Source organism: Dokdonia ponticola, assembly GCF_042653865.1.
Lineage (GTDB): Bacteria > Bacteroidota > Bacteroidia > Flavobacteriales > Flavobacteriaceae > Dokdonia > Dokdonia ponticola.
This window is the reverse complement of record NZ_JBHSFV010000021.1, coordinates 1-13,108: the sequence shown is the minus strand read 5'-3', so window position 1 is coordinate 13,108 and position 13,108 is coordinate 1. Positions and strand designations below refer to the sequence as shown.

Below are 13,108 nucleotides of genomic sequence, written 5' to 3'. Positions count from 1 at the left end.
ATGAAAAATGTAATGTTAGCCTTAGTGGCAATTTTTAGTGTAGGATTTGCAAATGCGCAAACACAGGTAGGAGATGCAACACTCCCAAATCAAATGACTATTGAAGGCATAGACCTTGTGCTTAATGGAGCAGGAATGAGAGAAAAAGTAGTATTTGATCTCTATGCAGGAGGATTATATCTTCAATCTAAAAGTAGTGATGCAAAAAGTATTATAAATGCAGATGAAACTATGGTCATGAAATTAGATATCGTATCTAAACTTGTTTCTAGTAGCAAAATGACTGATGCTGTAGACGAAGGATTTGAAGCTGCCACAAATGATAATATTGGTCCGTTGGCAGATCGAATAGAAAAGTTTAAAAGCTTTTTTAGCGAAAAGATTGTAAAAACAAATGTATTTGATATCGCCTATATTAAAGGAGTAGGATCTGTAGTTTATAAAAACGGAACCAAAATAGGAGTGATTGAAGGAATGGATTTTAAAAAAGCACTTTTTGCAATCTGGTTAGGAGAAGATCCAGCAGATGAAGATCTTAAAGAAGGAATGTTAGGAATTGACTAAAAACATTTAATTAATGATACAAGTACAGCGGGCATTTGTCCGCTGTACTTTTGTTATAGATAATAGGTATGATAAAAAGGAAGGTGATTTTTATAGGTGTTTTTATTTTATTTTGTGTTTTTCAATCTCATTCTCAATCTAATGATGTTTTTGGGATTTGGACTACTGTAGATGACCGTACAGGAGAACACAAAGCCACTGTGGAGATTTATGAACGAGATGGTAAAGTTTATGGGAAAGTCATTCAGATTACTCGAGAGTCTAGTCGTAATAATATATGTGATCTTTGTGAAGGCGAAGATAAAGATAAGCCTGTCATTGGTATGGAGTTTATAAAAAACTTATCTTTTAAAAATGGAAAATATCAAGGTGGTACCATCACAGATCCAGGAAATGGAGAGGTGTATCGCTCTAAAATATGGGTAGATCCTGACAAACCTGATATTCTGAATCTTAGAGGGTATATTCTTTTTTTTTATAGAACTCAGCAGTGGATACGTGTAAAATAGTACTAGTAATAAAAGTATTTGATTTTAAAACCCCGTAAAAATACGGGGTTTTTTCTTGGTCAGAATTTTTAGATTTGAAAGATGTCATTTTGTGAACTATATAAAATGATACTCTTATTTATTAACTAACACTAAAACACAAACAATTATGAATCCATTTATTGGTGAAATCGTTATGTTTGGAGGTAATTTTGCACCAAGGCAATGGGCGTTCTGTGATGGGCAGTTGCTGGCTATATCTTCAAATACAGCCTTGTTTTCTATCTTAGGCACGACCTATGGGGGAGATGGGAGAACTACTTTTGCACTACCAGATTTGCGTGGAAGAGCAGCTGTGCATCCAGGTCACGGACCAGGCTTATCTTCATACACTCTAGGGGAAAGAGGGGGTAGAGAGCAAGTTACCTTAACTCAAAATGAAATGCCTTTTCATGGCCACTTTGCAGCAAGTAATGCAGATATGCATGTAAGTGACTCAGCTGGAGAAGATGACCCAGACGGAAACTTCCTTGGTGGAGGTTTGGATATTTACAGTGCTACATCAGGTGGGAATAAGTTAGCAGGTGGTGCAGCGACAACTTCGACTGTATTAGCGTCAACGGGTAATAGTCAGTCTTTTAACATAAATAAACCCTTTTTGGCTACTAACTACATTATCGCTTTGTTTGGAGTGTATCCTTCTAGAAACTAACATTAAACAATTACTAACAATATTAAATAACACAATATATTATGGATCCATTTTTAGGAGAAATCAAATTATTCGCAGGAAATTTTGCGCCAAGAGCTTGGGCATATTGCGACGGTCAATTATTACCAATAAGCCAATACTCAGCATTATTTTCAATATTAGGAACTACATACGGTGGTGATGGCAGAACAACATTTGCGTTACCTGATTTACGAGGTAGGGTTGCTGTTCATCCAGGGACTGGTCCAGGTTTGAGTACGTATCGTTTAGGACAAAGAGGAGGGAGAGAAGATATAACTCTTACGATTAATGAACTACCAAACCATACGCATTCTGCTACTGCAACAACAGATATTCATGTAAGTGATTCTGCAGGAGAAGATGATCCAGACGGAAATTTTATTGGTGGAGGCTTAGACATATTCAGTTCGACTTCAGGGGGTAATAAACTAAATGATGCTGCTGCGACAACAGTTACAACTGTTGCAAATACAGGAGGACAGAGACCTTATAATAATTTACAGCCTTTTTTAGCTGTAAATTACATTATCGCATTACAAGGAGTATTTCCAAGTAGAAACTAATAGTTATATTTATTCTTCAATCAATATAGATTGAATAAAGATATAAGGAGCGACCATTAGGTCGCTCCTTTTTTTAGTAATATCTCTTACTTTGTTTATAAATCTCTTACGGATAGGTTGAGATGGTCTTGCATACTTTGTATTTTCGTTGATATATTGTTTTTAGATGCTATACTTTATAGACGTTATACTTCCTATCCCTGTAGAAAATACTTTTACCTATAGTATTACAGAAGCCGAAGCAGGATTCTTGCTGCCTGGAATGCGAGTAGCTGTTCCTTTTGGGAAGTCAAAGGTCTATGCTGCACTTGTCAAAAGAATACACTCTGATCCTCCTACAATTTATGAAGCAAAAGACATAGAGCATATTCTTGATGAAACGCCTATAGTCACTCAGAAGCAATTTGAATTATGGTCTTGGATTGCTTCCTATTATATGTGTACAGAAGGAGAGGTGATGAGAGCAGCGCTTCCTAGTGCTTTTTTATTGGAGAGTGAGACTATTATTAGTCTAGAACCTAGTGTGCAACTCCAAGATGAGGATTTACAAGATGATGAGTTTTTGGTGTATGAGGCATTACAGCATCAACCTGTAATCAAAATACAAGAAGTCATGGATATTTTAGGCAAACGCAACGTATTGCCTACGGTAAAAAAACTATTAGAAAAGGGTGCCGTATCTGTGCACGAAGAGGTGTATGAGCAATACAAGCCTAAACTTGTCACTTTTGTTCAGTTGCATGCTGCTTATAACGAAGAGGTCACTTTTAATGCGTTACTAGATTCCTTGTCAAGAGCTCCAAAACAACGCGAACTCTTACTTTCTTTTTTTTCGCTTAAAGCGAAAACCCATAAACCCATCACCACAATAGCATTGCAAAAAGCCGCAAATGCTTCCTCTTCGCAACTGAAATCCCTTATTGAAAAAGGGGTGTTTGAAACCTATCAAAAAAGAAAAGATCGTGTAGAATTTCAAGGTGAAGTACAAGTAACCAAAACGTTGAATACGCATCAAGAAACAGCACTCAATCAAATCAAAGAAAGTTTTGAAACACACAATGTATGCCTACTTCACGGGGTGACCGCTTCTGGAAAAACAGAGATATACGTCTCCTTAATTGAAGAATTACTCCATACAGGAAAACAAATCTTATACCTATTGCCTGAAATTGCATTAACAACTCAGTTAATTAGTCGATTGCAGAATTATTTTGGAGAAAAAGTAGTTGTTTTTCATTCTAAATATTCTGTGCATGAGCGTGTAGAGGTATGGAATAATGTGCTTCACAATGCACTAAAGGCTCAAATTATTATTGGTGCACGTAGTGCGATGTTGCTTCCTTTTTATGATCTAGCATTTATTATTGTAGATGAGGAACATGAAAGTAGTTTTAAACAGTACGATCCAGCGCCACGGTATCATGCACGAGATACTGCTATTGTGTTGGGGCATATGTTTAATGCAAAAGTAGTGCTAGGATCAGCGACGCCTAGTATAGAAACGGTATATAATGCCAAACAAGGAAAATATGGACACGTATACCTAGGACACAGGCACGGTGATATTTTGATGCCAGAAATCAATCTGGTAGACATTAAAGAAAAACAACGTAAAAGAGAAATGACAGGGCATTTTAGTGATGTCCTATTAAGAGCGATTACAGATGCACTAGCCTTAGGAGAACAAGTGATCTTATTTCAGAATCGAAGAGGGTTTTCTCCAGTATTAGAGTGTAAAACGTGTGGGCATGCACCACAATGTCCTAATTGCGATGTGAGTCTTACGTACCATAAATATAGGAATCAGTTGCGATGTCATTATTGTGGGCATCACATTGCCATGCAATTAAAATGTATGGCATGTGGAAGCGCAGAGTTAACAACCAAAGGATTCGGGACTGAACAAATAGAAGCAGAGCTTAAAGAGCTGTATCCAGAACAAGCCATTGCTCGTATGGATTCTGATACGACAAGAGGGAAATATGGATTTGAAAAAATAATCACCGCTTTTGAACAAGAAGAGATTGATATTTTGGTAGGTACACAAATGCTTACTAAAGGGCTTGACTTTAGAAATGTGACCTTAGTAGGTATTTTGAATGCAGATAGTATGCTTAATTTTCCAGATTTTAGGGCACATGAGCGTAGTTATCAATTAATTGCTCAGGTTTCAGGAAGAGCGGGTCGGACCGAAAAGCAAGGAAAAGTATTAGTGCAAACCTACAATCCATATCATCAGATTTTACAGCAGGTCTCTGCAAATAAATTTGAAGCGATGTATGAGGAGCAACTCGACGAGCGACATAATTTTAAATATCCACCTTTTTACAGATTGATTCGTGTGACTTTAAAACATAGAGATTATCAAAAGATAGAAGAGGCGAGTATCTGGGTAGCAAAAGCGTTACGGCAAGTCTTGGGTACAGATGCTGTGTTAGGGCCAGAAACACCCCCTGTAGCACGTATACGTAATCAATATAGGCGTAATGTGCTTATTAAAATCCATCGGAAACAAAATTTATCACAAACAAAAAGACTTATGAATAGAGTTCAGACCAGTTTTAAAGCCATCCCGCAATACAGAAGTGTGCGTCTTATTGTCGATGTAGATTGTTATTAATGTTTTTACTTTTGAGGGGAATGTTGTTTTATGCGCTTTCGCGAAAGCGTATACAGAAAAATATTTACAAGTATTCTTAAAATCAAATAGCATAAAAAAATCCGTTCTTTTGAACGGATTTTTTCGGTTGTTGTAATTGAGAATCAATCTAAGCAGATAGGGCTTCAATTAATTCTGTTTTCTTATGACGACTTAATGGGATTTTTTCTCCATCAATCTCGATGTTTCTACTGTTGTATTTATCTACCTTATCAATATTAATGATATACGATTTATGGATACGCATAAAACGTTCTGGAGGTAATTGTGCTACGAAAGACTTCATGGTGGCAAGCACTACAATAGGATCGTGCACAGTAACAAGCTTTACATAATCACCTAACGCAGTAATGTATTTAAGCTCATTGAGCATTACTTTTTTCTTTTTTAAATTACTTTTTACAAAGATATAATCATCATCATCTACAGCACCCTCTGTCTTAAGTTTGTATAAACTGATGGCTTTGTAAACGGCATTTGTGAATCTATCTTTGGTGATAGGCTTGCGTAAGTAGTCAATGGCATTATAATTGAATGCTTTGTATGCATATTTCGTTTTACCAGTAACAAATATAATTTGAGGCTTGTGGATTAGATCATCCAATAGATCAAATCCAGACAGGATAGGCATCTCAATATCAAGAAAAATGAGATCTACCTTCGTTTCAAGTAAACCATTTTTTGTCTCTATGGCATTATTGTATTCGGCTACGAGTCGTAAATTTGGATGATCACTGATCATCTTTACAATCGCAAGGCGCTGCAGGCTTGAGTCGTCTACAACTGCGCAATCTAGAATTACTCCTTCCACAGTGTTTAATTTAAATAGGTTAAGAGTTACAATAATACTTAAAAAAAAAGGAAACACCAATTAAAATGTGAATTTCATCGGATTTTTATGTTTTTTATCGAATTCGTTAATTTGTGATCCCGTTAATAATTGATGTATAAGTAATTGTATTTTAATTTTTTATGCTTTTGTTTATACCTAGTTTTAAGTTATGGCGGTTTTATAGATATATTTATCCATTTAAACTTTGTCAAACCAATAACTATAATTATTTTTGCACACATTTTAAATTAAATATCATTCTATATGAATCATTATGAAACTGTTTTCATCTTGAATCCCGTTTTATCTGATGAACAGATAAAGGAAACAGTTAAGAAGTACGAAGATTTTCTTAAGAGCAAGGGTGCTAAGATGGTTAACAAAGAGGATTGGGGGCTTAAAAAGCTTGCCTATGCTATCCAAAACAAAAAAAGTGGTTTTTATCACTTATTCGAATTTACCGTACCAGGAGAGGCAATCTCTGAATACGAGCTTACCTTCCGTAGAGATGAGCGTGTCATGCGTTATCTTACTGTAAAGTTAGACAAGCATGCAATTGCTTGGGCTGAAAAAAGAGTAGCTAGAAACAAAAAACAAGCGTAACTATGGCATCTTCTATCGAACAACAAGCAAAAGGAAAAAAAGACGGAGATATCAGATATCTTACGCCTTTGAACATTGAAACAAACAAGGCAAAAAAATACTGTCGTTTTAAAAAATCAGGTATTAAGTACGTTGATTACAAAGACGCAGATTGGTTATTGTCTTTTGTAAACGAGCAAGGTAAATTGTTGCCACGTCGTCTTACAGGGACTTCATTAAAATACCAACGTAAAGTAAGTGTTGCTGTAAAGCGTGCACGCCACTTGGCACTTATGCCTTACGTGACTGACTTATATAAATAAAAACTAGACATTCATGGAACTTATATTAAAAAGAGACGTTGAGAATCTAGGATTTGCAGACGATATCGTAACCGTAAAGAATGGTTTCGGAAGAAATTACTTAATACCTCAAGGAGCAGCAGTGCTTGCTACGCCATCTGCTAGAAAAGTACTTGCAGAGAACTTAAAGCAGAAAGCACACAAAGAGCAAAAAGTGATTGATGATGCTCAAAAAGAAGCTAATAAATTAAAAGATTTAGAAGTGAAAATCACATCTAAAACTGGAGATGGAGATAAGCTTTTTGGATCAGTAAACAACGCAGATCTTGCAGCAGCATTAGAAAAAGCCGGTGTTACTATTGAGAAGAAATTTATCACTATTCCTGGAAATAACATCAAACGCTTAGGTAGCTATGAGGCATCTATCCGTTTTCATAGAGATGTTGTTGTACCATTTGCTTTTGACGTAATTGCTGAAGCATAATTGAGAATACATACTTTTAAAAACCGCTTTCAGCTAATGAAAGCGGTTTTTTTATAAACATAAGTGACACTTATTATTAAAACAAATAATACGCTTTCGCGAAAGCGTACTCAGAACTAAAAAGTATAGCATGCAATACGCTCGACTTACCAAAGAACAACTGGAAGAACTGCATCAAGAGTTCATTAATTTTTTAGCTACTCAGTCCATAACTGCAGACGAATGGCAAGAAATCAAAAGCACGAAACCTCATGTTGCTGAAGAAGAAATAGATATTTTTTCAGATCTTGTTTGGGAAAATGTATTAGCCAAAGCAGCCTATCTAGAGCATATCTCTCCCAATCAAATGCATCTTTTCAATCTTAGAGAAGATAAAATGACACTTATAGCTGTAAAGGTGAACAAGGAGGGTATTGATATTACAACAAAAGAGGGGTATCAATGGTTGCAACAAAACTTGGGTGATGATGCTGTAGTTTTTATGAGTGCAAGTAAAGAATATAGTGATACACCTAACTTAGACAAATTCAAATTAATCCAAGAAGGCGCCGTAATTACAAAAGGTGATTTGTATACTTGGTTTTCTCGTTTTGTAGATATTAAGGAGTAGAGATTTTTAATCTTTATCGAAAAATATATTTGTAGTTGCCTTGTTGAATAAAACAGTAACTCTTTTACTTTTTTGAGGAAAATTTAGGCTCAAAGTATCTTTTGTGTTATTTAGAGTATACTTATACGTAACATCAGAAAGTATAGTATCTAATAGCTTGATATTAGTAAAATATATTTTTGAACTATCTACGGTCCAGTTAGAATTTGTGTGATGCACACCACCATAAAGTTCTGTAATTACAGAATCTTTATAAAAAGTAACAACTATCTTATTGTGACCATCATCTTCATAGGTTTCCCATATCCCTATGAGTCCCATGTCTTCTTTTGGAGAAGTACAACTTATTATTATACATAGTATTATTAAAAATGGTATGCTTTTAAACGTGCTATTCATACCTCAACGACTCAATAGGATCAAGCTTAGCTGCCTTAAGTGCAGGAAATAGGCCTGATACAATCGCTATAAAAAACGTGATTGTTGTTGCAGCAATAATTGCACTCCATGGAATAGTGAATACAAAACCTGATACTTTAGCAATAAGGAAACCTATTCCAACACCCAATATAATACCCAATAAGCCACCGTATTGTCCAACAATAATTGCTTCGTATAAAAATTGAAAAGCGATCGTAGATTTTTTAGCGCCCAATGCCTTTCTAACACCTATTTCTCTGGTACGTTCTGTGACAGATACCAGCATAATATTGACTAAAGCAATACAAGATCCAAAAATGGTAATAAGGCTAATAGCCCATGCCGCGACTCCTAAATACCCAGTAATTTCTGCGATTTGATTCACAAGGTCATCACTACGACCCATTCCAAAATTATTAGGTTGGACGGGTGATAGCTTACGAATATTTCTAAAAGTAAGGATTGCTTCTTCTTCAGCACTATCTAAATATTCAGGGTTATCTACCATAATACTTACATTATAATTAATGTTAGGTTGGGTAAACATGGTACGTGCTACTTGAATGGGAATAAGGACCCTTAAATCTTGATTGTTTCCAAAAGTGGCTCCTTTCTCTTCAAGAATAGCAATTACATTAAATTTTGTACCCCGGATACTAATGGTCTTTCCAATAGGATTGTCATCTTTAAAAAGATTTTTATAAAAATCACTTCCTAGTACGCATACACGGGTATTGTTACTGATATCAAAAGGGGTGAAATTGCGTCCTTTATCTAATTTAAGACCTGAGTTTTGCAGGAAATTTTCATTAACACCAAGAACCTGAACCTCTGGGTCTGTTTTTTCATTTTCATATTTTACCTCTGCGTTGCGCGTACCCGTAAATGAAATAGCTGTTTTTGCAGTAGGATAGGAGAAGGTTTCAGTAAACTCTTTCACATCCCGATATCCAATCACAGGATTAATGATCTTACGTTCTCCTCTACGTTGATTGGTAAACTCATAACGTTGTATGGTGATTGTATTACTTCCTATAGACGCAAAATCACTGGTAAGGGTGTTCTCAAAAGCTTTCAGAAATGTAAGGATACCTACAAGCGCCGTAATACCTATGGCAATGATAAGGACTGTTAAGATTGTTCTGAGCAGTTGGCTTTTAATACTGTCAGATGCAATTCTAAGATTTTCTCTAAACAATGAAAACATAGTGTGTTGTTTTATTAGTGAAACGTCATTTTGAAAAGTCCAAGAGACTAATTCAAAATAGCTAGTTGAACTAATCCCACTTTTTCAGCAGGATCTATAGTTTAATACCTCGTCCTTTGAATTATTTTTTTGTAACAAATCTTGCCATAGGACTTGATGTCTTTTATTTAGTCTTTTCTATTATCCATTCACTCAGAACTTTTAAAGCATCTGGAGAAAACGTTTCTTCCAAAATTGCATATTCAGAAGGACTACCAGTGGTGGTAGTTTGGAATAGATGGTTCAAATTAGGGAATTCTACAGTAGTGACATCTGTATTTCCACCTTTTTTAACAGATTCTTCAATATTAGTGAGATTCTTTTGTGAAGGAACTTGTAGATCTAATGATCCATTGATCGCTAGAACAGGACAGGTAACTTTTTCTAAAGTCGGTCGCGGATCCGTAATAATTAAATACTGAAACCAATCGGAGGTTAGTGTATTTATTTCTCGTTTTATCATTGCTTCCTTAGAAGAACCTTCAGGGATCATTTCAGGATTTTGTTCTAATGCATTCTCTAAATAGATGGTAAGCTTCTCTTTTATTTTTTCAGTGTCTCCATAGTGTTCTTTGACAGTAGTAAACATCATCTCTTGAGCAATACGATTTTTACGGAGCATCTCATCATCAAAACCTTGTGCTTTTCCTATTAAATACCCTTGGTCCATGAGTAACTCATCGCCTGGTTGGCCAACCCCTGCAAGCAGTGCTATAAAGGCTACTTCTTTATTGGTTGCTGCAACCATAGGCGCGATTAATCCACCTTCGCTATGACCTGCAAACCCTATTTTTGATGCATCTATATCGGGATGTGTTTTTAGAAAATCAAAAGCAGCTTGTGCATCTGTAGCAAAATCGGCGCTTGTGGCTCCTGTAAATTCTCCTGTTGATGCTGCAGTTCCTCGATCATCATAACGTAATACGGCAATGCCATTTCGAGTTAGATAGTCTGCAATGACCAAAAAAGGTTTGTGACCAAGCAATTCTTCATTACGATCTTGAGGTCCTGACCCAGAAATTAAAATAACAGCAGGGAGTTTCTTTTTGCCCTTAAAAACAACTTTAGGGAGAGTAATCGTTCCAGAAAAAGTAGCATTGGCTTCTTTATTATCAAAGGTAATTTCTTGTACGGTGTATGGAAAAGGTGCTTGAGGTTCTTGAGGTCTATTAGGTGCTTCTATAGCGACTGCTTCACGTGTGAGTTGTAATGGGATAGTGAGACCACTTTGTTTAAAAGTACCTTCTATAAGTGCATTACTTCGTACTACGCCTTCATAGGTAAGCCTCATATCGGTGATAGCAATACTCAGATTTGTATCTGTATACGTGACATTTGTGATAGGAATATCAAATGCTTTTTGATCTGGACTATCTAATGTTCCACTATAAATACCCTCTGCTTCAGAGATATGAAAAACCAACGGGAGGATAACACCTGGTTGTACCTCTAAGTTTCCGTACCAATCTCCAGTTGGATTTTGAGCAAAATTAAAATGGCTGATCAGCCCCAATAAAACAACAAGTAGTATTCTTTTCATCTGTATGTCTTTTGATAGTTGTTTGTGATAAGACTATTGACTTGTAAAAAAGTTACGAGAAGTACCAAAATTATTCTGAGTACTGAATAATATTCATTTCTTGAAAAGAAACATTTTAATACAATCAAGTCAAAAATCAATTCTCCCGATCCTAAAGAGAGTGATGTTTTATGATTGTATTTAGAATAGAAATAATGCGTTCTTTTAAATAATACCATTTACCAATTGAATTTACTGTAATAAAACACCCTTTTTTCCTTTCTATTTCACAAGAAAAAAGAAACCTTAGCTTAGGCTATGCTTTAGTTTTCTTTCTCATATAAAGAAAAAAATCATCGTTTTCTTTTCCAGTAAATTCAATTAATAACTGGTATAATCCCAAAGTTTAATTTCTTCTAGGGTAGCATTTTTTGTACAAATAAAAAAAGGTAAATTATGAAATTACAAATGTAACCTATAATCTATAGAAATAAATTTTAAGCACTTGGTTTGTAAGTAATATATTACAAATATTCAATCACATTTCTTTATAAAACAATTTTAAACGCTGTAGAACCAAAAAAAAGAATATTTTTTTAAAAATGACAAAAACCATCTCAGTGTACTAATAACAAGTAATTACAGAATTTTATATAGGAGACTAGAGCTGTTCAAAACATACTAAGTAGCCAAGAAGCCTACATTCTATTTGGAACATACGTTTTTTTTTACTTAATTGCGGTAATACAAACGTACTGATTTACAGAAATGTGATCGCATTATTTGATTAAACCCCCAAATCATCAAATTATGAAATTAAAGTTACTAAGTATCATGGCTATCTGGCTGTGTACAATGTCAAACTCGTACTCTCAATGCTTAAATGGAGGTTGCGAGGTAGGATTATCTCGATCCGAAATAAAAAATGGTGTTTTTATTGGTCATTATGAAAATGGAGAAAAACTAGGCCTTGGTATAAATTATATCTACAATCCTAAAGGACTCTTAACTAGTTATGCTGAGTATATAGGTGATAAAAGAAGTGGCGTAGAATATCAACAATTTATCGAAACGGGCACCGAAAAAGCTATACATACTTTCAAAAACTATTCTAATGGAACTGTGATCTATCCAGCCTTTCGAATTTCAAAAGAAAATAAAAAAACAAAAATTGAAGTGGCTTTTAACGAAATTAGTGGTTGGCAGAAATATGATGGAGACAAAACATTAGGCGAGCTGAGTGTGAAGGGTATTATACACGATGGCTCTCCTGCATTTATAGCCCTTAATGGTAAGGATCAAGTGATGGCTATTTCTGCAACCGTAGGATCTATAAGTCTTTTAAGTTCAGAAACTAAAGAGAAGTACTATAATGCCCTACAATTGAATTTAGAGGATGATCGTCTTACAATAAATATATTCCCCAAAGCTGGAGCAGATGAAACCTTTTTTAGAACAAATATAGGTTGGGATATGCAAAAACCAGAAGAAGGAACTTGGATCTATAAGCGATATTTTAATAATGAGTTGTCTTATAAATTTACGTATGAGGATGTGTTAGAATTACCTTCACAAAAAGATGTAAAGGAACAAAAGCTTCAGAAAGCCTTCGATTATGTTGCAGATCAAGTAGAAGAGTACGATTTTGAGAAGGGCTACGATGGAAAAGCTAAAGATTTTATTGACATGCTCAAGGATATTAAAGAACGTGCAGAGAGAAGTGGTCTTGATATTTCTAATACCTATGATCTAACAATGATTAGGTTGTACTTGCAAATAGGTGATGAGGATAATATTTTAAAATATGCGCTATCAGCTTGCATTAAATCATCAAATAGTTATACGCTTATAAGTGACCTAATCACAACAAATTTCAAGCAACACGAAGACTTACTGCCACTAATAAAAAAGAATGAAGGAATTGCATCAAGTAGTGATTAGAAGTCTCTTATAACTTACATTTAACAATGAGTTAAAAAGGATCAAGTCCAAAACTTGTGGGATTTTAGGATTATGCAAAAATAGTAGATAATCTAAAAAGGAAGAATTCTACATTTCTAACACCTCTGAATTGTGCTCTAAACGCTTTTATCTTGGCATTAAAAG

Annotated in this window: 14 protein-coding genes; 10 read left to right on the top strand and 4 right to left on the bottom strand. The window is 35.0% G+C overall.

From position 1 onward, the window contains the following. From ACFO3O_RS21535 to priA, 5 genes are all read left to right on the top strand, one after another. The gene (locus ACFO3O_RS21535) at positions 1-564 is read left to right on the top strand and encodes a chalcone isomerase family protein (protein ID WP_379982756.1); all 564 of its coding nucleotides are present in this window, start codon (positions 1-3) and stop codon (positions 562-564) included. Between the two features lie 68 nt (positions 565-632). Next, a complete protein-coding gene (locus tag ACFO3O_RS21530) occupies positions 633-1,073 on the top strand; it encodes a DUF2147 domain-containing protein (protein ID WP_379982754.1) in 441 nt (146 codons plus the stop codon). Between the two features lie 148 nt (positions 1,074-1,221). Then, positions 1,222-1,764, top strand: a complete 543-nt coding sequence (locus ACFO3O_RS21525) for a phage tail protein (protein WP_379982752.1) — start codon at positions 1,222-1,224, stop codon at positions 1,762-1,764. 41 nt (positions 1,765-1,805) lie between these two features. Beyond that, the gene (locus ACFO3O_RS21520; protein WP_379982750.1) at positions 1,806-2,348 is read left to right on the top strand and encodes a phage tail protein; all 543 of its coding nucleotides are present in this window, start codon (positions 1,806-1,808) and stop codon (positions 2,346-2,348) included. 166 nt (positions 2,349-2,514) lie between these two features. After that, positions 2,515-4,968, top strand: a complete 2,454-nt coding sequence (priA, locus tag ACFO3O_RS21515) for a replication restart helicase PriA (protein WP_379982748.1) — start codon at positions 2,515-2,517, stop codon at positions 4,966-4,968. Between the two features lie 148 nt (positions 4,969-5,116). Here priA and ACFO3O_RS21510 read toward each other — a convergent pair whose 3' ends face one another. Further along, the gene (locus tag ACFO3O_RS21510; protein ID WP_089373490.1) at positions 5,117-5,818 is read right to left on the bottom strand and encodes a LytR/AlgR family response regulator transcription factor; all 702 of its coding nucleotides are present in this window, start codon (positions 5,816-5,818) and stop codon (positions 5,117-5,119) included. A gap of 285 nt (positions 5,819-6,103) precedes the next feature. Here ACFO3O_RS21510 and rpsF point away from each other — a divergent pair, with 285 nt between their 5' ends. The 4 genes from rpsF (at position 6,104) to ACFO3O_RS21490 (ending at position 7,817) form a co-directional block, all read left to right on the top strand. After that, positions 6,104-6,442 (top strand): 30S ribosomal protein S6, encoded by a 339-nt coding sequence (rpsF, locus tag ACFO3O_RS21505; RefSeq protein ID WP_379982746.1) that lies wholly within the window; start codon positions 6,104-6,106, stop codon positions 6,440-6,442. 2 nt (positions 6,443-6,444) lie between these two features. Beyond that, positions 6,445-6,744, top strand: coding sequence for a 30S ribosomal protein S18 (rpsR, locus tag ACFO3O_RS21500; RefSeq protein ID WP_299679900.1), 300 nt, complete (start codon positions 6,445-6,447; stop codon positions 6,742-6,744). Between the two features lie 13 nt (positions 6,745-6,757). After that, complete coding sequence (rplI, locus tag ACFO3O_RS21495; RefSeq protein ID WP_379982744.1) at positions 6,758-7,207, top strand: 50S ribosomal protein L9; 450 nt, start codon at positions 6,758-6,760, stop codon at positions 7,205-7,207. A 130-nt stretch (positions 7,208-7,337) separates the two neighbouring features. Beyond that, the gene (locus ACFO3O_RS21490; protein ID WP_379982742.1) at positions 7,338-7,817 is read left to right on the top strand and encodes a DUF6495 family protein; all 480 of its coding nucleotides are present in this window, start codon (positions 7,338-7,340) and stop codon (positions 7,815-7,817) included. A gap of 6 nt (positions 7,818-7,823) precedes the next feature. Here ACFO3O_RS21490 and ACFO3O_RS21485 read toward each other — a convergent pair whose 3' ends face one another. From ACFO3O_RS21485 to ACFO3O_RS21475, 3 genes are all read right to left on the bottom strand, one after another. Continuing rightward, positions 7,824-8,138, bottom strand: a complete 315-nt coding sequence (locus ACFO3O_RS21485; protein WP_379982740.1) for a hypothetical protein — start codon at positions 8,136-8,138, stop codon at positions 7,824-7,826. Between the two features lie 70 nt (positions 8,139-8,208). Beyond that, entirely contained in the window at positions 8,209-9,444 is a 1,236-nt protein-coding gene (locus ACFO3O_RS21480; protein ID WP_379982738.1) for an ABC transporter permease, read from the bottom strand. 163 nt (positions 9,445-9,607) lie between these two features. After that, a complete protein-coding gene (locus ACFO3O_RS21475; RefSeq protein WP_379982736.1) occupies positions 9,608-11,023 on the bottom strand; it encodes an alpha/beta hydrolase family protein in 1,416 nt (471 codons plus the stop codon). A 789-nt stretch (positions 11,024-11,812) separates the two neighbouring features. Here ACFO3O_RS21475 and ACFO3O_RS21470 point away from each other — a divergent pair. Then, on the top strand, positions 11,813-12,943 hold the full coding sequence (locus tag ACFO3O_RS21470) for a hypothetical protein (RefSeq protein WP_379982734.1): 1,131 nt from the start codon (positions 11,813-11,815) through the stop codon (positions 12,941-12,943). Positions 12,944-13,108 lie beyond the last annotated feature (165 nt).